Below are 21,346 nucleotides of genomic sequence, written 5' to 3'. Positions count from 1 at the left end.
TTTATGTAGGACAAAAATTAATAATTGGCAAAGGTGAAACATTAGAAAATGCAGGTTTAGGAGAAAATACAAAATATTACTCAGTTCAAAAAGGTAATACCTTATCAGTCATCGCGAAAAATTACAATACAACAGTAGCAAAATTGAAAAGTTGGAATAATTTAAAATCCGATACGATTTATGTAGGGCAAAAGTTGATAGTAAACAAAAGCAGTAAAGTTGAAAATGTAGATCTAGGTGAAAATACAAACTCAAGTAATCAATCAACAATAAACTATTATACAATACAAAAAGGCAATACTTTATCTGCCATCGCGGAAAAATACAATACAACAGTAGTGAAATTGAAAAGTTGGAATAATTTAAAATCTGATATGATTTATATAGGACAGAAAATAATCGTTAGCATAAAAACGAATGCTACTAATGACAAATCAACTAATAATGATAATAATACGTTAACAAATAACAAAGTATCCTCCACCAACATGTATTATACAGTGCAGAAGGGTAATACTTTATCTGCTATAAGCAAAGTATATAATGTATCTATCTCTGATGTGATAAACTGGAATAATTTAAAATCCGACACAATATTAGTTGGACAAAAACTACTTGTTAAACAAAAAATAACAAAGGGGATAGAAAATAGTCAGTCTACTAATAACGTCTCTAAATATATCGTTCAATATGGAGATTCATTATCTGTAATTGGAAAAGTATACGGTGTACCAGTAGCAAGTTTAAAAAACTGGAACAATTTAAAGTCGGATTTGATTTATGTAGGACAATCACTAATCGTCAAAAAATAACACAATCTAGATAAGAGCATGCTAACTATGTATGCTCTTTTTTGTTATAATAGTAGGGTTAAGAATGTATAACAGGATAAGCGCATGGAGAATGGACTACAATAATAGAAAAAAATAAATTGTACGTCACGCTCACCGACTAGAGTCCGTCAATGAAAAACTTATATTGACAGCTGTATTCGGTTCAGTATGGCTTAACATTTTTAGTTTTAAGATGAAACATAATGGATAGAAGGAGACTGAAAAATGAGTTCTAATCTTGAACAAGATATATTATCTCGTCGTACGTTTGCCATCATCTCTCACCCGGATGCTGGTAAAACAACGATAACAGAAAAGCTTTTGTACTTTGGTGGCGCAATTCGCGATGCAGGTACAGTTAAAGCGAAAAAAACAGGCAAATTTGCTACTTCTGACTGGATGGAAATTGAAAAGCAACGTGGAATTTCAGTAACATCTTCAGTGATGCAATTTGATTATAATGGTCGCCGTGTTAACATTTTGGATACACCAGGGCACTCGGATTTCTCGGAAGATACGTACCGTACGTTAATGGCAGTAGATAGTGCTGTGATGGTTGTGGATGCAGCAAAAGGTATTGAGGCACAAACGCTAAAACTATTCAAAGTTTGTCGTATGCGCGGTATTCCTATCTTTACATTTATCAATAAATTAGATCGCCAAGGTAAAGAACCACTTGAATTGATGGAAGAACTTGAAGAGGTTCTTGGTATTGAGTCTTATGCTATGAACTGGCCGATTGGTATGGGTAAGGAGTTCTTAGGAATTTACGATCGCTACAATAAACGAATTGAGCAATTCCGCACAGAAGAAGATGAGCGATTCTTACCAATTGATGAAAATGGCGAGTTAGCCGTTGAACATGAGATGAAGAAAACATCATATTACACACAGGCTATGGAAGACATTATGCTTCTAAACGAAGCTGGTAATGATTTCTCAGCAGAACGTGTAACAAGAGGAGAGTTAACACCTGTATTCTTTGGGTCAGCTCTAACAAACTTCGGTGTACAAACATTCTTAGAAACATATTTGAACTTTGCACCAACACCACAACCTCGTCTAACAGAAGATGAGCAAATCATCGAACCTTTAGACAAAGATTTCTCAGGCTTTGTATTTAAAATTCAAGCAAATATGAACCCAGCTCACCGTGACCGTATTGCTTTTGTACGTATTGTATCGGGAGAATTTGAACGTGGTATGAACATGACTTTATCACGTACAAATAAATCATTCAAAGTAACACAATCGACTCAGTTCTTAGCGGATGACCGTGAAACAGTTGATAAAGCTGTGGCTGGAGATATTATTGGTCTTTATGATACAGGTAACTATCAAATTGGTGATACAGTTGTTGGTGGTAAAAAAACATTCCAATTTGAAAGATTACCACAATTCACACCTGAATTGTTTATGAAGGTAACAGCGAAAAACGTTATGAAATCAAAACACTTCCATAAAGGTATCTTACAACTTGTACAAGAAGGTGCTATCCAATACTACAAAACTTTGCATACAGAGGAAGTAATACTTGGAGCAGTTGGTCAACTACAATTTGAAGTATTTGAACACCGTATGAAAGCAGAATATAACGTAGATGTTCGTATGGAACCAATGGGCTCGAAAATAGCACGCTGGATTCAAAATGAAGCTGACGTTAAAGAATCTATGACAGGTCCTCGTAGCATGCTCGTACACGACCGTTATGAAAATCTTGTCTTCCTTTTCGAAAATGAATTTGCAATGCGCTGGTTCCAAGATAAAAACGAAAATATTGAGCTTTATAGCTTATTATAAGTTTCACATGCAGTCGTCCTACTTAGTTGGGACGGCTTTTTTTATGCTTTGTTTGAGAAATATTAATGGTGCTATAGATTTTTCTCCATATTCTATTCACTAAAATTTTAAAAGTTTAACAATTAGATTTAACTCATACTAAACATGTCAATAGTATGTATGATGCGAGTCTTATAAAAGTTCGGAAAAATCATTATTATCCAAAAACATTTGAAGTTAAAGTAATAATTCACTATGATTAAAAGAATGAGTAAAAAGGAGCGAGCGCAATGAAGATTAGTAATTTTTCCATCAAGAGGCCAGTTTTTACGATAGTGACGATGTTGCTCGTGATTATTCTAGGCGCAGTATCTTTTTTCAAAATTCCAGTGACTTTAATTCCTGAGTTAAATCCGCCAATTGGTGTTGTCGTTACAAATTATTCAGGAGCTAGTCCAGCTGAAGTAAATGAAAAGGTAACAAAACCTTTAGAAAGTACCTTATCAACCTTGCCGGGAATTAAATCGATTCAATCGACTTCTCAAGAGGGCGCAAACTTTATGATGCTTGAATTCAATTGGTCGACAGATATCAATAAAATACAAACGGATGTTTTACAGCGTATAGATCAAACTCCTATCCCATCAGAAGCTAATCGTCCGCAATTTTTAAAGTTTGATCCAGCTCAATTTCCAGTTATTCAACTGACATTGCAAGCAACCGGAGACAATCAAGATGTCCGCATTTTAGCAGAAAAACTAGAGAAAGATTTACTACGTACTGAAGGCGTTGCTAGTGTAAATATTTCAGGGACTCTTATAGAAGAAATGCGTATAACATTAGATAAGGACAAGCTTGTGAAAAATGGTTTAACCCAGGCAGATATTGTACAAACAATTCAAGGTAACAATGTTTCACTACCTGGAGATCCGATTGAAACGGGTCAAGGACAGCAACTGACAGTGAGAGTATTAAGTACGTTAAGTTCAGTAAACGATTTAAAAACACTTATTGTAAAAACAAACCCTTTAAATGGGGATGAAATAAAATTACAAGACATTGCAAATGTAAAAGTGGCTGAGCAACCAACTGCAACGATTACTAGAGCAAATGAGCATCCAGCTGTCTTAATGTCTGTCTTACAAGAATCGGGAGCTAATACAGCAGAAGTTTCAAAGAATTTCCGAAATTCATTGAATACTTTTTTAGCCCAAAAGCAGTATGAAGGAGTTAAGGCTGATATTTTATTTGATCAGGGTGATTATGTAAAGTTAGCAATTGATAATATTGGTTCATCGCTCATTTATGGTGGGGTTTTTGCTATGTTAGTTCTATTTGTTTTTTTAAGAGGCATTCGTAGCCCTGTTATCATAGCTGTTGCAATCCCGTATTCTGTCATTGTGACGTTCGTTCTTATGTATTTCGCCAATTTTTCGTTAAATATATTAACGCTTGGAGCACTAGCTTTAGGGATCGGCATGCTTGTTGATAACGCTATTGTCGTAATTGAGAATATTGAGCGCCATCTAGGGATGGGGAAAACACCTAAGCAAGCAGCTTCTGAAGGAACGAAAGAAGTAGCCATAGCAATTATGGCATCTACCTTAACGACAGTAGCGGTGTTTGTACCAGTTATTTTTATAACAGGATTAATTGGTCAGATTTTCACTGAATTTGCATTGACTATTTCTTTTAGTTTATTTGCATCTTTAGTCGTTGCACTTACAGTTGTACCGATGATGGCAGGCCATATGTTGAAGATAAAGCCAGAAGATACGGAAGAAAAGCGTAGTAATTCCAAACGGTATATTGTATTTAAAAATTCAGTTGAGTGGGCTATCAAACATAGATTCTTAGTGCTTGTTGTAACTCTATTTTTACTAGTTCTTTCGGTTTTTGGATTAACTCGTACTGGCATGGAGTTTTTGCCATCGACTGATGAAGGGTTCTTTTCAATTTCTGTGAAACTTAAAAATGGTTCCGCGCTTTCTAAAACTGAAGAAGTGGTTCAGTTAATTGAGGATCGATTGAAAAAAGAAAAAGACGTTGCAGTTTATGTTAGCTTCATCGGAGGGAATCAACAAACACAATCGAGGGGAAATTCTAAAGCAAATGAAGCTGAACTTTCTGTCAAACTAGTAGCCCTTGATAAACGGAAGCGCTCTGTATTTGAGTTTGTAGATGATATACAAAAAGAGGTGCAAAAGGACGTAGGGAAGAGGGCAGATGTTAGTTTTAATATGCAAACGGCATCTGGTTCTGCTCCAAATACATTAACATTTAGAGTATCTGACACGAATCATAAGCGCCTTAATCAGGCAGTGGAGGATATTCAGATGAAAATAGAGGGAATTTCAGATATTATCGAAGTTGAAAATGACCTCAATAATACAGTTGAAGAAATACAAGTAAATGTGAAGCAACAGAAAGCTTCACAATTAGGTTTAGTACCCGCCCAAATTGCACAAACCGTACAACAAATGACAAAAGGTGTCACAGCAACGCAAATTTTGACAAATCAAGATGAAGTACAATCGGTTGTTGTGAATTATGGTGATGCATATAAAAAAAGTATAGAGCAATTAAAAAAGTTGCAATTGCGAAATGCTACAGGTGAATTTGTTGAATTACAGGATGTAGCTGAAGTGAAAGTGAAAAAAGGGCCAGTATCCATCAGACGTACGGACCAACTGCCATCCGTTGCCTTTATTTTGAAGTACAAGTCAACACAAACGTTAACTGGGGCAGGAGAAAAAGTTGATAAAGTAATTAAAGAGCTCAATCTTCCAGAAAGTACAACGATTAAATTTAGTGGAGATCGTGAACTGTTTGATGAATCGATTAACGATATGCTGTTAGCCATTGTATTAGCAGTAATACTTGTTTATATCGTAATGGCAGCTCAGTTTGAATCATTTAAATATCCTTTTGTCATTATGTTCACTGTTCCATTAATGATTATTGGTGTCGCACTTGCTTTAGTGTTAACGAATACACCGATTGGGGTAACTGCCATTATTGGTATTCTGGTTCTAGTTGGAATTGTTGTTAATAATGGTATTGTACTTGTCGATTACATTAATCAGCGAAAGGCTGCTGGAGTACCCTCTTATGAAGCCATTGTTACTTCTGCTAGAGATCGTTTAAGACCAATATTAATGACTGCTTTAACGACTATTCTAGGATTAATTCCATTAGCTATTGGTTTAGGTGAAGGAACCGAAATGAATCAACCAATGGGGATTGCTGTAATCGGTGGATTAGTAAGTTCTACATTTTTAACTCTCTACATTGTACCGATTGTATACAGTTTGTTTGATCGTGAAACACGTTTTTTGCATAAAAAGAGAAAAACATAGTAATTAAGGGGTGGATGGGGTGGCTACAGGTTTTTTTACGGGATTTCCAGGTTTTATTGCTAGTCAAATTGTTCGTACAGCCTTTAAACAAGAATTGTACGATAAAGTGTACGCAGTGGTGTTAATAACGGAAAAGCAACGAGCAGAAGCTGAAGTAGAGCGTATATTAAAAGATTATCCGCGTAAAAAAATAGTTATTATTGAAGGAGATATTACATTACCAAACTTAGATATTAACGGTGATCAACTTGAGGAATTAATGAATGAGGTGGATGTCGTTTGGAATTTAGCTGCTATCTATGATTTGGCTGTACCAAAAGAGGCTGCCTGGAAAGTAAATGTTCAAGGCACATCAATGGTAAATGAATTTGTTAGCCGAATAGAAAATATACAACGTTATATGTATTTTAGTACGGCATATGTTGCAGGAACCCGTGAAGGCATTTTAAAAGAATCTGAATTAATTCGTCCAATAAGTTTTAAAAATTTCTATGAAGAAACAAAATTCGAAGCAGAAACATTAGTAGAAGAATTAAAAGCGACGATGCCAGTAACGATTATTCGTCCTGGTATCGTGGGAGGTCATTCACAAACTGGAGAAACAGTTAAATTTGATGGACCGTATTTCTTTTTGAATATGATTGATCGATTAAAATGTCTCCCAATTATTCCGTACATCGGTCAATCGAATGCCAGGTTAAATGTGGTACCTATAGATTATATAACGAACGGTGTTGTTTATTTGAGTACTCTTTGCGAGGCTATAGGAAAGACTGTTCATATGACTGATCCAAATTCGCATCCTGTTCAAGAAATATATCGAGCCATGGTACTTACTTTGACTGGTAAGAAGCCAAAAGGTCGTATTCCGTTAAGTCTTGCTAGAAAATCAATGAGTATACTACCTGTCCGTAAAGTACTTGGGGTTGAGTATGAGACTCTAGACTATTTAACGTGGAAAGCATCATTTGACACGAGGATTGCTGAGCAACTTTTAGCGGGTTCTTCTATTCAATGTAAAGACTTTATTCAATCTCTACCTGCGATGATAGAGTTCTATAATAAGCATAAAAATAACAAAGCCTTTCAAATTCAGATTAAATAAGACTAATAATAGTTACTTTGTTAAAAAAGAATTTTTCACCTAGAAAAAAGTTTACTTACCCAAATAATTTAGTTATAATAGAGTTACAAACAAACTTAATTACTTTTGACATTTTGTCAAAGGGGAGTAGCTATAGGGAAACCTACCTCATAGTCGTCATTACATGGTTTAACCACCATCGGTTATGAGAGCAAATGAATTTTTAAAATTGCTAAGCGAGACCTTTGCCTTTTATTAGGCATGGGTCTTTTATTTTTGTTTGAAAAAGGAGGAAATTGGATGGACGCGATATTATTGGAATATGCATGGGTGCTATTAGTACTTATAGTATTAGAAGGTTTATTAGCCGCAGATAATGCGGTTGTTATGGCTGTTATGGTCAAACACTTACCACCTGTTCAACAGAAAAGAGCGTTATTTTACGGCTTGCTAGGTGCGTTTGTATTACGATTTGCTGCGCTATTTATGATTACATTCCTAGTGAACTTTTGGCAAATTCAAGCGTTAGGAGCAGCGTATTTACTATTTATCTGTTTCAAACATTTATATGATCATTGGAAGAAAAAAGATCAGGAGGAAGAGGTCGAAGAAAAACAGGGTTCTGGCTTCTGGATGACAGTATTTAAAGTAGAATTAGCAGATTTAGCTTTTGCTATTGATTCAATGCTTGCAGCAGTAGCTTTAGCTGTAACGCTACCTGAAATTGGTAATTTACAAGTTGGTGGTATTAATGGTGGTCAGTTCGCAGTTATGTTCTTAGGTGGTATTATTGGCTTAGTCATTATGCGTTTTGCAGCACAATGGTTTGTTAAGATACTACAAACTTATCCATCTTTAGAAACGGCGGCGTTTTTAATCGTTGGATGGGTCGGAGTGAAATTATTAGTTTTAACATTAGCACATCCAAAGGTAGCGATTTTAGAAGAGCATTTCCCTCATTCAACTGCTTGGAAACTGACATTCTGGATTGTACTGATTGTACTAGCAGTTGGTGGATACCTTGTAGGAGTCCGCAATAAGAAAAAGTCAGATGCAACTGAATAAATTAGTTGTAACCCTATTCTCTATATTTATGGTGAATAGGGTTTTTTCTTTGGAGAAAAAGGGCAGAATAGGGGAGATTGAAAAGTTATAGAGAGAATATTTTTAGGTACTTTCCTTTTCTCTTACTTTTTCATACAATAGGGAGTATCTTGCTTTCAAGATTGAAAGGATTCGATTTATTTGGGGTTTACTAAAGATATCAATCGGCGTGCAACACCATTCCAAGCTATTGTTTCATATTATTTTATAGCCATTGCTATTTCTTTTGTACTTTTAAGGTTACCAGGTGTACATAAACCAGGTGTAGAAGTTTCGTTACTTGATTCGTTATTTACTGCAGTTAGTGCAGTTAGTGTGACCGGTTTAACAGTTACGAATATATCTGAAACGTATTCGGTTTTTGGTATTGTTATGTTACTGCTTATTTTGCAATTAGGTGCAATTGGGATTATGTCTTTAGGCACCTTTGTTTGGTTACTTGTCGGGAAGAAGATTGGGATGCGTGAACGTCAACTAATCATGGTCGATCATAACCAAACGAAAATATCAGGTGTCGTATATTTAATAAAAGAAATCGTGAAAATATTAATAACGATTGAACTTATAGGTGCTACCGTATTAACGCTTTATTTCGTGCAATATTTCGACAATTTTAAAGAAGCATTATTACATGGTGTTTTCGGGGCTATTTCTGCGACGACAAATGGTGGTTTTGATATAACCGGTATGTCATTATTACCTTTCCATGGTGATTATTTTGTACAAGTAATTAATATGTTATTAATTACTTTAGGGGCAATTGGTTTCCCTGTATTGATTGAACTTAAAGCGTTTTTAGAAAATAAAAATAGAAATTTTCGCTTCTCGTTGTTTACAAAAATTACGACAACTACTTATGCAATGTTATTTCTCTTCGGTACTTTCGTAATACTTATTATTGAATCATTCCATGCATTTAAAGGGATGAGCTGGCATGAAGCATTTTTCTCAGCGATGTTCCATTCTATTTCAGCACGATCAGGTGGATTAACGACAATAGATGTCACGAAATTCAGTGAAGCGACAGATGTTTTTTTAAGTTTCTTAATGTTTATAGGGGCTTCCCCAAGTTCGGTTGGTGGTGGGATTCGGACAACTACTTTTGCAATAGCAATTTTATTTTTAATTAATTTTGCAAGGGGTAAGGAAGAAATCCAGATTTTTAATCGTGAAATTCATATTGTGGATGTGTACCGCTCATATGTTGTTATCATTTTAGCTGCAGCAATGGTACTTGTTGCAACGATGATTTTATTAATCACTGAGCCGGAAGCTACATTAACTCAAATTGTATTTGAAATTACATCCGCATTCGGAACTTGTGGTATGTCGCTTGGTTTGACAGAACACTTATCATCAATTGGGAAAGTAATCATGATGCTACTCATGTTCATTGGCCGAGTTGGTCTTATATCCTTCTTATATTCTCTTGGAGGGAAGGCAAAGAAATCGAAATACCATTATCCAAAAGAGCGAGTAATTATTGGATAATCCATAGAAAGTCGTCTACGTTCTAACATTAAGTAAAAATGCAGACGATTTTTTGATTCATAAAGTTATCATTATGCGAAAGACAAAAAAGCAGTGCAAAGCCAATTTTAATGGCTTTTGCTCTGCTTTTGTTATTAAGAAATGAGAGTACTTGAAATAGTTGTGAAGTAAGGTTTATTATCTTTTCTGAAGTAGGTTAATAAATAACCGCTTTGTACTGCAAGCTGTCCATTTTCTAATGCTTCATAATTAAGTGAGAAAGGAACGAGTAGAGTATGTTTATATAATTCCTTTTCATTTAATTGGAATGAGGCAAATTCCTCACCAGCGATTGCAGGATTCTCACGCAACTGTTGGAAAAGCTTTTTGGATTCTTCACTGGAAACGCGTTTATCCCACCAAATTTTACGAGGTTGGAACTGTTGGACTGCTAAGTAATCAAGTTGCATTAAGTTTGTTACTATTTCTAAATTTACGCCACCACGGTCATGTAAAAATTGAAGTAAACGGTTAAATAAATCTTCAAGTTGATGGCCTATTCTTGACCATGCACGCTCTTCCCAATATGTACCGAATTCTTGGAAAAAGTCGAATGGCGATTCAAATACTTCTGATACTAGATATTCTATCGTACGATCCATGCGGTGATCATTCCAATATTTTTCTAATACATCTTCAGCTTGTTTAATACGCAAAATGTCATCAAATGTTAATAAGTTGTTAGCGAAAATTTCATAAGGTGCCATATCGACATATTCATAACCATATTCCTTCGCTTGCAATCGTAAACCTGTACCGCGTAGTAGTTTTAAGAAACCGAGTTGTAACTCCTCGGGACGCATTGCAAATACATCATTAAAAGTTTGACGGAAACTAACATAATCTTCCTCAGGTAAACCAGCTATTAAGTCCAAATGCTGATCAATCTTTCCACCGTCTTTAACCATAGTAACTGTACGAGATAGTTTTTCGAAATTTTGTCGTCGTTTGACAAGTTCATTCGTTAAGTCATTTGTTGATTGAACGCCTATCTCAAATCGGAATAGCCCCTTAGGTGCGTTATCATTCAAAAATTGAATGACTTCAGGTCGCATAATATCAGCTGTAATTTCAAATTGAAAAACTACACCTGGCTTATGCTCATCGATTAAAAATTGGAACATCTCCATTGCATAGCTACGGCTAATATTAAATGTACGGTCGACGAATTTAATCGTTCTAGCACCATGTTCCATTAAGTAACGAATATCTTCTTTTATCTTTTCACGGTTAAAGTAACGGACACCAACTTCAATGGATGATAGGCAGAATTGACAGCTAAATGGACATCCACGGCTTGTTTCAATATATGAAATTCGTTTTGGGATATCAGGAATGTCCTCTTCAAAGCGATAAGGACTTGGCATCTCGCGTAAATCGACTTTTTTAGGCTGTGGGTGAATAATGACTTTACCTTCTTTTAAATAACAAATTCCTGGGACTTCTTCAAGTGGTAGGTCACCATTAAAGTGGAAAAGGAGCTGTTTAAAAGAATATTCTCCTTCACCCATAATGATATAATCCACGTCATTAAGTCGACGTAGCCAATCATGCACATCATACGATACTTCGGGACCACCAAGAATGATTTTCGTATTAGGACTAACTTTTTTTAACATTCTAATGACGCGAATCGTTTCTTCGATATTCCATATGTAGCAGCTAAAGCCCACGATATCAGGTTTTTTTTGATAAATATCAGAAACAATATTAAAAGAAGGGTCTTTAATAGTGTATTCAGAGATAATTGGGTCGAATTCGGGTTTAGCAAATGATTTTAAATAGCGCAATGCAATATTAGTATGGATATATTTTGCATTTAAAGTAGCTAGTACTATGTTCATATTTATGAACTCCTTTGGAAAACAGCGTAATGTAGGCTGTTATTAATGAGAAAGTAACATATGTGTAACTGTTATAGATTGTATCAATATTGGGAAATTTCCGCAATATAAGTATAAAGACCTATTCCTATATATTATTTTTTATGGAATAATCTGAATATTATATATAAACGTTTGTGTCTCAATTGTGACCTTTTTATTTTCGATTATATTTGCATACTATTTTAAAAGGATGCATAGGGTTAAAGAAGTAAACGAAAGGTACGGTGAAACAGCGTATGACGAGTAGTACTAATCCAACGTTCGACTATTTATTTAAGGAAATAAAAGACCCGCTTACAATTTTAGATGCTAATTGCAAAATGGTTAGAATTAATGATTCTGCAAAGGAAATGTTAGCAATAGATCTAAGCATAGATTTAGAAACTATTGTGGAAGAGTCTTTTAAAGCAGATTGGCAACAGTTTATTCATGAATTAATCAATGAAAAGCATGCAGCATGCGTACTTAATTTAAATATAAATCATAGTATAATTGAAGGAGTTAGAATTACAGGATTCCATTATACTAAATTTAATGTCATGATGGTGCGATTCGAACGATCTACTATAGAATTGCCGACTTTCAGTTTATTGAATGACAGTGAGAAGAAATTTAATCATGTGTTTAATTATTCTACAAATGGCATTATATTAACTGATAAGAATGGTATCATTGTAGAAGTTAATAATCAGGCCGAAGAATTATTACAAGTATCAAGAAAGATCCTTCTTGGCAATAAAATACCTGTTTTAATGGAGATATTCCATGGGGAAACAAATGAAATTCGTCATTTCTTAAAGCAGCTATTGACGACAGGTAAAGCTGAGCATACTTTTAATATTCAGTTTGCAAATGAATACACTAGGTATCTTAATATTATGAGTACCTACGATACGACATCAGAACTTCACATGACTGTTATTCGTGATGACACAGAAATGATGAACTTAAAACAACAAGTTGAACATCAAGATTCACTAAACATTCTAGGAGAGCTTGCTGCAAGTATAGCACATGAAATACGTAATCCGATGACATCCTTAAAAGGGTTTACCGAATTATTGAAAATAAGTGCGACTGAAGAAAATCGCCGTTATTTATCAGTTATTGATAGTGAACTTGAGAGAATGGAAGCGATTCTCAATGAATTTTTAGTATTATCCAAACCGAAAGAATGGACAAAGAGTATGCTATCATTAAGTGGAATAGTAACTAAAGTTCTTGAGTTAATGTTACCAAATGCTTTAATGAAAAACGTTAACATTGTGTATAATAAACCGGATTTTGAACCGGGATATATATATGCGGATGATTTTAAAATCAAACAAGTACTAATAAATCTTATTAAAAATGCTATAGAAGTAATGCCAGATGGTGGCGATATAACGATTACCCAAACTTTTGACTTTATGGGGCAAATGAAGTTGACAATTAAAGACTGCGGTTCAGGTATAAGCGACCTAGAAATCCAAAAGATTTTCATGCCATTCTATTCTACGAAAAAAAGTGGAACAGGTCTAGGTCTGCCATTCGTATTGAAAACTATTGAAGAGCACGGTGGTAAAATTGAAGTGTCTAGTGAATTACAAAAAGGGACAAGCTTTGAAATTACATTGCCTTTAGGAGTAGACCCTTCAATTCCTCAGTATGAACCAAAGCCAGAAAGCCTATACACAAGCTAAAAGGGTGTATGGGTTTTTCATTAGTCTATTTTGACAAAGCTTCAACATTATCGATATAATAGCTTTTAATCAAGATAATGGATATGAAGGATGAATTGAAATGACATCAGAGGAAATAAAACAATCGTTAAAACTATTTATCGTTTTATCGAGAGCAAACAAAGCAATAAATGAATGCACAAATAAATTTTTTCAAGATAATGGACTTAATCCTACAGAATTCGCGGTTTTGGAGCTGCTTTTCCATAAAGGACGACAACCATTACAGAAAATAGGGAATAAAATCCTTTTAGCAAGTGGATCAATTACTTATGTAATTGATAAATTGGAAAAAAGAGGTTTCCTAAATCGTATATCTTGTCCTTCAGATCGTCGTATCACCTATGCTGAAATTACGCCTGAAGGTGAAGCTTTTATGGAGGAATTGTTCCCTAGACATGAAGAACAATTATACGAGCTTACAAATGCCCTTTCGCCTGAAGAAAAAGATCAGGCAATTGCATTATTGAAAAAAATGGGTCTATCTATAAAAGATTTATCTTATTAAAAGAAATTACAAAAAAACCAATCGATTTTGGATCGATTGGTTTTTTGATAGTATAAAAATCAATATAGTGGTAATAATAGGAATAATAGTGTTATCATGACAAGGTGAGCGACAATGATAATTGGCATACTTTTTTTCCATTCATATAGGAAACCAAAAATAATGCCAGTTATGAAAGCAGCTAATACGCCTAACCAGAAGCCACTTACTGCAAGTGACATTGCAAATAAAATTGCAGCTAGAATAACGGCATAAGGCATCTTCATATACTGTTTTAGTTGTTGTTGTACATAACCACGCCAGAATAATTCTTCCGCGGTAGCAATGATCAAAATCAGTAGTATATAGTGCCATAAAGTACTAGGACCGAATGTTTTGATAAATTGATGTACTGTTGTCAGAAGTTCTTCTGATAAGAAAGGTAATAAACGATAACCTAATGCAATTAGACCATAGGTAATCGTTCCAAAACCTATCCCAAATAGTAAGTATTCCCACGTTTTAATTTTGTCTTCAATCTTTCCAAATGCAAATGCAAAAGCCATACCAACTAGCATTGTAAATGTATATAGATACCAGAATACAGCTTTTTGATCGAAACTAAAGTATAGCAGAACGTATATGAATACCAATGAAAGTATAAGCACTAATATATTCTTGTGCTGTTTCATATTAATAATCACCTCCAACTGGATATTTAAAGAAGGTCTTTAAGTCTTTTTTGAACATTTTTGTAGCCTTTGTACAAAAGAGACGCCGTCCTTCAGATTCTGAGGGACGGCGCAGACTCAAATACAATCATTGTAGTGTTTTAGATGCCCGATGTCTAGTAAAGTATACTGTTAACGAATAGTAATTGCTATAAGTATGTCGCATATGTTACATATGTATTCATAATGGGCATTGAACATTTTTTTTAAACTTCGTTACTGTATAATATTTTATAACGTTTGTGATTGACCACTGTTTTTTCTTCAACTTCTAGGCTGTTGAAATTTTCCATATAAGTAAGGTTGACGATAACAGAGTTTTCATTTACTTTCTCAACAATGCCTTGTAGACCGTCGTTAAATTCAATGATATTTCCGATTTCAGCGATTTTCATAGAAATTCAGCTCCTTCACCTACTAATACTTTACAGTTTGCACGAAAATACGTCTGAGGTAAAGTATTTTCTATTATTATTTTAAAAAAAAAGAAAATTTCAAACAAAAGGAAGTTTAATAAGTGAATTCATATAATGATATGTTAGACGAATTGAAAAATGGTACGAGAAAAGATATCACGGTTGATAAAAATGAATTTTATGCCTTTAGAGAAGTTCTAGTGAAGAGAGAAGACTTCAAACATTTCCGAGGTGTGGCAAAACAAGGAGGTCAAGTTATTTATCAATACATGGATGTTGCGAGGAGTTAATTTGTCGAAAGGTGTCGAAAGTTTCTTCTCCGAAAAAGTGGGAATAATAGTATAATAATGAACAGAATTTAGCTTGAGAGGAGGATGGTAAATGTCTGATTCCATCTTGAAAAAATTAGAATCTACAAGAGAAATGATGATCCGTTCTGGAATTGAACATGGTTTTTCAAATATTGAAACCATCCGCTTAAGTAAAAAGCTAGATCATTTATTAAATATTTATCAACTTCAGAATGTCGACAAGATGAATGATTATAATTTTACAATGGAAAATGTTAAGCATTAGGGGGAATTCCTAGTGCTCTTTTTTTCTTTTTGATGAATTTTCTAATTTTTCGAAATAAAAGGTTTAAAATTTCGTTAAAAGGAAATAATAATTATGAACACAGCAACAATCTCATTTCCCCCTTTCTTTGGCAGATGCAAACGCATCTGTCTTTTTTTTATGTGATAATATAGGGAAGACATACAATTCTGAAAATTTTCTGATACAATAAAGAGCATATATATAAATATGGAGGAAATTACGATGGCTGAACAATGGAATATTGGATTTGTAGGTACTGGGGTAATGGGTTCTAGCATTATCAAGCATTTTTTGCATGCAGGTCATATTGTTAATGTTTATTCAAGAACAAAGGAAAAAGCTTTACCACTTGTTGAATTAGGAGCAAATTGGTTTCAGTCAGCAGGTGAAGTAGCCAGTCATTCAAATATCGTTTTCACGATGGTAGGTTACCCACAAGATGTTGAAGAAGTATATTTCGATGAAAGTGGAATTTTTAAAAATGGACAAGCAGGTTTAATCGTCGTTGATATGACGACTTCCCAGCCTACTCTAGCAAAAAAAATTGCTGATCATGCAAAATCATTACAAATGGATGCTTTAGACGCTCCTGTTTCAGGCGGTGATATCGGTGCACAAAATGGAACGCTATCGATTATGGTGGGTGGAGAACGTGAAATATTTAATAAAATTACACCGCTATTTAATCTAATTGGAACGAATATTGTTTATCAAGGAGAAGCTGGTGCAGGTCAGCATACGAAAATGTGCAATCAAATCGCGATCGCAACAAATATGATTGGCGTATGTGAAGCAATTGCTTATGGGAAAAAGGCAGGTCTTGATATAGAAGATGTCCTAGTTTCAATTTCTTCAGGAGCAGCTGGTTCCTGGTCATTAAGTAATTTAGCACCACGTATAGTGAACGAAGATTTAGCCCCTGGATTTTATGTAAAGCATTTTATAAAAGATATGAAAATTGCTTTACAAGAAGCAGAACTCATGCAATTAGATTTACCTGGCCTCTCACTTGCAAAGAAAATGTATGATGAATTAGCTAGTAAAGGTTATGAGGATAATGGTACACAAGCATTGATTCGCTATTATAAATAACACTATTCTAAAAGCCGCTCTGTGGATTTTTCACAGTAGCGGTTTTTAATTATTAATATCAACAATTCTATCAACATATATATGAAGAAATAAATAGTATATGACATTGTTCGATAATTTGGGTAGGAAACTCGACGATTGATTGTAAGTTTTTTGTAAATTCACTTTGAAATACAGGACATTCTTCTTTCAATATGGAATAGTTATAAAGATTAGGAGGGATATGATGAATGTAGGGGCTCAGAAATCAATATTAAGAGGTCCATGGGGATTATACTTATCGTTACCTATTTTATCATGGGCATTTTATGATTTTGCGAATACTATTTTTTCATCCAATATTAATACGGTATTTTTTCCGTTTTATATGGATGAAATACTTGGAACGAATGAAGTAAAGCAACAAGTTGCCAGTACATTTATCTCCTATGCAAATGCAATAGCGAGCCTTTTCCTAGTAATATTCTCACCGCTTTTTGGCGTATGGATTGATAATACTGGACTGAAAAAGAGGTTTATTGTATGGTTCGCATCAATTTCCATAACCTTCACTTTTTTGATGGGGGTATTTAGTTACTGGCAAACAGATACTACGTTTGGTGGAGTACCCATGAGTCTGTTTTTAGTTGTTGTAAGTTTTGTTATAGCAAAGTTCTTCTTTAATTCAAGCTTAGTATTCTATGATGCAATGATGCCAGATTTAGGAACGAAAGAAGAGATGCCTCTAATATCCGGGTATGGGGTAGCGGTTGGTTATTTAGGTACGATTGTTGGTTTGCTAGTCTATCCATTTGTTAGTGATGGAGATTTCCATCGAGCTTTCATTCCTACAGCGGTATTATATTTAATTTTTTCATTACCATTATTTTTTATTAACAAAGATAAACCAATTCCAAAGGCACAACGGAAAGTTAATTCTTTCTTATCTGGCTATAAAGAAATTATAAAAACATTTAAAGAGATGCGAGCTTATAAAGCTATTTTCACCTTTATGATTGCCTACTTCTTTTTAAATGATGCAATTGCAACAACCATTGCGATGATGGCTGTCTATGCAACTGCAATTGTAGGTTTTTCCTCCGGGCAATTTATCATTCTTTATTTAGTATCTACTGTTTCTACTATCATTGGTTCACTTGTGTTCGGATACATTACTAAAAGTGTTGGTGCTAAGAGAGCGATCACTTATGTAGCTCTGTTAATGATTGTATCCCTTGTCATCGCGGTATTTGCATTAAAGCAATGGATGTTCTGGATTGCGGGAAGTATGTTTGGCGTTTCCTTAGGGTCTATGTGGGTAACATCTCGCACATATATTATCGAACTTAGCCCAAAAGAAAAGCAAGGGCAGTTCTTTGGATTATTCGCTTTTTCTGGGAAAGTATCATCAATTATTGGTCCTGCTATTTACGGAACAGTGACTTTGTTACTAAGGGACTATGGGACGCTTGCTAGCCGTATAGCTTTGTCAACTTTAATTGTATTAACTATAATTGGTCTGATCATCCATATAAGAGTTCGCCCGAATGTCACTAAATCCACATAGGAGTAATGTACCCTTTATGTTACAATTGAAGTAAAGAAAAGTGTGACTCAAGGAGGCGAATCTAATGGTAAAAAGTCAGGGTATTTTGCTAGAGAGCGGGACAAACGAACTTGAAATTGTTGAGTTTGAAGTAGGTTCCAATAAATTTGGTATTAATGTTATTAAAGTAAAAGAAATTATACAACCAATTCCGGTTACATTTATACCACATGCTCATCCGCATGTTGAAGGAATAATTCAATTACGTGGAGAAGTATTACCAGTTGTAGATATGAAAAAAGTTTTAGGTTTGTCTGGTGCTTTTAATGAGCAACAAAAATATATTGTTGCAGAATTTAATCGACAACGCGTCGTTTTCCATGTTGATAATGTGACGATGATTCATCGTATTTCATGGAATCAAATTGAAAAGCCTACTGATATGTACCAGGGCGGTGGTTCGCAAGTTATCGGAGTAATTAAACAAGATGATTTAATGCTGCTACTATTGGACTTTGAGAAGATTATGGTAGATATTAACCCTGATTCGGGTATTAGTGTAGAGTCTGTAAAAAAACTAGGTGATCGTAATCGTTCAGAGAAGAAAATTGTTATAGCGGAGGATTCACCATTACTTCGCAAATTACTACATGATACGATGCATGAAGCAGGATATATGAATATAGAATTCTTCGAGAATGGGAAAGACGCCTTAGATTATTTACTTGCTTTAGTAGACAGAGAAAATGATGTTTCGAAGGTTGTGCAATTAGTCGTAACAGACATTGAGATGCCACAAATGGATGGTCATCATTTAACAAAACAAATTAAAACCCATCCCGAATTGTCGAAATTACCTGTTATTATCTTCTCTAGTCTAATAACAGATGATTTAAGACATAAAGGAGATCAAGTAGGGGCTGAAGATCAAATAAGCAAACCAGAGATTGCCGAGCTCATCTTAAAAATAGATCAGTATATCTTATAAGTATATGAATGCAAAAAACCGGATACCTTAATAAATGAGGAATCCGGTTTTATCATTATAAAAGCGTCTAGTGTCCGTAGAAATAACTTGTAGTATTAACTAAAGGCTTCTTTTTAGGATTAGAAGTACTACCCGTTTCTTTTTTTACTATTTGTTGGGTTTTTATTCCTAAATAGTCTTTTAATACATTTCTAGCTGTGTTTAAGCTCATTTTACGTTGGGGGTTACGATAGCTGTCATCAAGATGTCCTAGATGGGGTAATGAAGTAAAGTCATCTTTTTTTGGTAGAGTATGAAAATAGTAATCTGCGCATTGAATGAGTACTGATGATTGTTGCTTACTAAAACGAGGGTTTTTCACAAAATGTAAACCGATTTTTTTCGCTCTGCTGTCAAGAATCATTTTCTCAAGTGCAAGGCGTTTCAGCTCGTAAAGAGGTTTGTTGTCTGGTGCAGTTTTTGCGTGTCTATTTACAGTATAGATAGCAGTAGCTAGTTGTTCATCACAATAGTCTCTTTGCATAAAATACCGCCTTTCTACTTAAGTTAATGTCTGTAATTGATTGTGTTTAGAAGAAAATTCAGAGCATTCAATTTATAATATACATTATAATACCAATATTACTCTCGGTTGTATAGAGAGACAAGAAAAATTCTAAGGATGTGCCCCAAATGACTTATTTTAAAACAGCTATTATCGATATCGGCTCTAATACAATCCGACTTGTACTTTATACGTATGATCCGCTAAGAGGCTTAAAGGAAGTAGAAAATATTAAATCGGTAGCCCGTCTGAGAAATTATTTACAAGTTGATAATGTAATGTCTGAAGAAGGCGTACAGGAACTTGAAGAAGTATTACTTTTTTTCAGAGACATATTAAATGATTATCACATAGTAGATCTAAGAGCCATAGCTACTGCTGCAATTCGTCAAGCACAAAATAGTTACGAAATTATTGAGCGTATGTGGAAAAATACAGGGATAAAGATAGAGTTATTATCAGGCGAGCAGGAAGCTTATTTTGGCTATTTTGCTGTGGCCCATACATTAGAAACACCATCAGCTATAACAATTGATATTGGGGGTGGTAGTACTGAGTTAACCTATTTTAAAGATAAAGAACTACAGAGTTCTCATAGCTTTCCATTTGGATCTGTGTCTTTAAAGCAACAATTTATCCAAGGTGACACAATGACAAATGAAACTGGAGAAAAGATTTATGAGTTTGCAAAAAGTAACTTTGAGCCATTGCTATGGCTAAAAGGTGCTCAGTTGCCTGTTATCGGTATAGGAGGAAGTGCTCGTAACATGGCAAAGCTAGATCAACGTAAAAAGGATTATCCTATTTCAGGTATCCACCAATATGAGATGACGAAAGAAGACTTCACAAATATTAGCAACGAAGTAACATCTTTGACATACGAAGAATTAAAGCAACTAGATGGACTTTCAAGTGATCGTGCAGATATTATTGCACCCGTGATCATAGTATTTCAAGCGTTGATGGATGTTGTGGGTAGTGAGACATTTCAATTTAGTAGAAAAGGATTACGTGAAGGTCTTGTTATTGATCGCATACTAAAGGACAATCCAACAGCTTTTAACAAAAACAATGTTTTTGAGAGGAGTACAAAATTTTTAGCTGCAGAATTTGATAAACCTTTAGAAAAGACAGCTCATTTTGTACAACTAACGGAAATGGCCTATTTTGAAGTTTGTAAAATAGGGGCATTTTTGTATAATGCAGAAGATTTACATATGTTGAAGCAAGCCGCTAGATTGTTTCATATAGGCGAGTATATTGAAGTTGATGCTGCTAGTCAACATACATTTTATTTACTGTCTAATCGCTCAATTGATGGGATAAGCCATGGGCAGCGTGTTCGTTTAGCGTTAATTGCTTCATACAAGAATAGAGATGATTTCAGCCGTTATTCGGAACCATTTATGGAGTGGTTTTCGAAGGAAGAGTTTAAAAAAATGCGTGACATCGGTGCATTACTGAAATTTGTATATGCATTAGATGCCTCGAAACGAAATATTGTCGAATCGATTGCAATGGAACAATCGGGTGATAATGTAAAACTGAAGATTTACACAAAAGGTAATGCTATGGCTGAAATGTATCAAGCTAACCGCCAAAAAAAGCATTTAAATCGAATTTTTAAAGGGGAAGTATCCATACACTTTATAGAAAAGGAAGGATAGATA

At 34.6% G+C, this 21,346-nt stretch carries 17 protein-coding genes and 1 riboswitch; of the genes, 13 read left to right on the top strand and 4 right to left on the bottom strand.

Features of this window, described 5'->3' with window-relative positions:
• The first annotated feature begins 1,058 nt into the window (after nucleotides 1-1,058).
• The 5 genes from AC3IS5_RS16835 to AC3IS5_RS16815 all read left to right on the top strand — a co-directional run bounded on the left by AC3IS5_RS16835 (nucleotide 1,059) and on the right by AC3IS5_RS16815 (nucleotide 9,650).
• Nucleotides 1,059-2,633, top strand: a complete 1,575-nt coding sequence (locus tag AC3IS5_RS16835) for a peptide chain release factor 3 (protein ID WP_489425417.1) — start codon at nucleotides 1,059-1,061, stop codon at nucleotides 2,631-2,633.
• Nucleotides 2,634-2,902: 269 nt separating this feature from the next.
• Nucleotides 2,903-5,971 (top strand): efflux RND transporter permease subunit, encoded by a 3,069-nt coding sequence (locus AC3IS5_RS16830; protein ID WP_489425416.1) that lies wholly within the window; start codon nucleotides 2,903-2,905, stop codon nucleotides 5,969-5,971.
• Nucleotides 5,972-5,990: 19 nt separating this feature from the next.
• Nucleotides 5,991-7,076: an SDR family oxidoreductase gene (locus tag AC3IS5_RS16825; RefSeq protein ID WP_489425415.1), complete on the top strand. Its 1,086-nt coding sequence runs from the start codon at nucleotides 5,991-5,993 to the stop codon at nucleotides 7,074-7,076.
• A gap of 109 nt (nucleotides 7,077-7,185) precedes the next feature.
• Nucleotides 7,186-7,354: riboswitch (yybP-ykoY riboswitch) on the top strand.
• Nucleotide 7,355: 1 nt separating this feature from the next.
• A complete protein-coding gene (locus AC3IS5_RS16820) occupies nucleotides 7,356-8,120 on the top strand; it encodes a TerC family protein (protein ID WP_489425414.1) in 765 nt (254 codons plus the stop codon).
• 180 nt (nucleotides 8,121-8,300) lie between these two features.
• On the top strand, nucleotides 8,301-9,650 hold the full coding sequence (locus tag AC3IS5_RS16815) for a TrkH family potassium uptake protein (protein ID WP_489425413.1): 1,350 nt from the start codon (nucleotides 8,301-8,303) through the stop codon (nucleotides 9,648-9,650).
• A 134-nt stretch (nucleotides 9,651-9,784) separates the two neighbouring features.
• Here AC3IS5_RS16815 and AC3IS5_RS16810 read toward each other — a convergent pair whose 3' ends face one another.
• Entirely contained in the window at nucleotides 9,785-11,533 is a 1,749-nt protein-coding gene (locus tag AC3IS5_RS16810; RefSeq protein ID WP_489425412.1) for a B12-binding domain-containing radical SAM protein, read from the bottom strand.
• Nucleotides 11,534-11,811: 278 nt separating this feature from the next.
• On the opposite strand from AC3IS5_RS16810, the gene AC3IS5_RS16805 reads away from it, so the two are divergent.
• Nucleotides 11,812-13,257 carry an ATP-binding protein gene (locus AC3IS5_RS16805; protein ID WP_489425411.1) on the top strand — a complete coding sequence of 482 codons (1,446 nt, stop codon included), beginning with the start codon at nucleotides 11,812-11,814 and terminating at the stop codon, nucleotides 13,255-13,257.
• Nucleotides 13,258-13,357: 100 nt separating this feature from the next.
• Entirely contained in the window at nucleotides 13,358-13,804 is a 447-nt protein-coding gene (locus AC3IS5_RS16800) for a MarR family winged helix-turn-helix transcriptional regulator (protein ID WP_489425410.1), read from the top strand.
• A gap of 59 nt (nucleotides 13,805-13,863) precedes the next feature.
• Here AC3IS5_RS16800 and AC3IS5_RS16795 read toward each other — a convergent pair whose 3' ends face one another.
• Both AC3IS5_RS16795 and AC3IS5_RS16790 read right to left on the bottom strand, forming a co-directional pair.
• A complete protein-coding gene (locus AC3IS5_RS16795) occupies nucleotides 13,864-14,475 on the bottom strand; it encodes a CPBP family intramembrane glutamic endopeptidase (RefSeq protein WP_489425409.1) in 612 nt (203 codons plus the stop codon).
• A 245-nt stretch (nucleotides 14,476-14,720) separates the two neighbouring features.
• Nucleotides 14,721-14,909, bottom strand: a complete 189-nt coding sequence (locus AC3IS5_RS16790; RefSeq protein WP_038183507.1) for a YkvS family protein — start codon at nucleotides 14,907-14,909, stop codon at nucleotides 14,721-14,723.
• Between the two features lie 122 nt (nucleotides 14,910-15,031).
• Between AC3IS5_RS16790 and AC3IS5_RS16785 the strand changes: the two genes are divergently transcribed.
• The 5 genes from AC3IS5_RS16785 (at nucleotide 15,032) to AC3IS5_RS16765 (ending at nucleotide 19,132) form a co-directional block, all read left to right on the top strand.
• Nucleotides 15,032-15,220: a hypothetical protein gene (locus tag AC3IS5_RS16785; protein WP_489425408.1), complete on the top strand. Its 189-nt coding sequence runs from the start codon at nucleotides 15,032-15,034 to the stop codon at nucleotides 15,218-15,220.
• Between the two features lie 91 nt (nucleotides 15,221-15,311).
• Entirely contained in the window at nucleotides 15,312-15,506 is a 195-nt protein-coding gene (locus AC3IS5_RS16780) for an aspartyl-phosphate phosphatase Spo0E family protein (protein WP_038183512.1), read from the top strand.
• A 243-nt stretch (nucleotides 15,507-15,749) separates the two neighbouring features.
• Nucleotides 15,750-16,619, top strand: coding sequence for an NAD(P)-dependent oxidoreductase (locus tag AC3IS5_RS16775; RefSeq protein ID WP_489425407.1), 870 nt, complete (start codon nucleotides 15,750-15,752; stop codon nucleotides 16,617-16,619).
• 226 nt (nucleotides 16,620-16,845) lie between these two features.
• Nucleotides 16,846-18,165 (top strand): MFS transporter, encoded by a 1,320-nt coding sequence (locus AC3IS5_RS16770; RefSeq protein WP_489425406.1) that lies wholly within the window; start codon nucleotides 16,846-16,848, stop codon nucleotides 18,163-18,165.
• A gap of 64 nt (nucleotides 18,166-18,229) precedes the next feature.
• Nucleotides 18,230-19,132, top strand: a complete 903-nt coding sequence (locus tag AC3IS5_RS16765; protein WP_489425405.1) for a chemotaxis protein — start codon at nucleotides 18,230-18,232, stop codon at nucleotides 19,130-19,132.
• A gap of 67 nt (nucleotides 19,133-19,199) precedes the next feature.
• Here the strand turns inward: AC3IS5_RS16765 and AC3IS5_RS16760 are convergent, their stop codons facing one another.
• Entirely contained in the window at nucleotides 19,200-19,655 is a 456-nt protein-coding gene (locus tag AC3IS5_RS16760; RefSeq protein ID WP_489425404.1) for a YkyB family protein, read from the bottom strand.
• Nucleotides 19,656-19,804: 149 nt separating this feature from the next.
• On the opposite strand from AC3IS5_RS16760, the gene AC3IS5_RS16755 reads away from it, so the two are divergent.
• Complete coding sequence (locus AC3IS5_RS16755; protein WP_489425403.1) at nucleotides 19,805-21,343, top strand: Ppx/GppA phosphatase family protein; 1,539 nt, start codon at nucleotides 19,805-19,807, stop codon at nucleotides 21,341-21,343.
• The last annotated feature ends 3 nt before the right edge of the window (nucleotides 21,344-21,346 follow it).

It is taken from the genome of Viridibacillus sp. KH_047 (assembly GCF_057838945.1).
The sequence above is the reverse complement of the archived record's forward strand: the minus strand, read 5'-3'. Positions and strand labels throughout refer to the sequence as shown.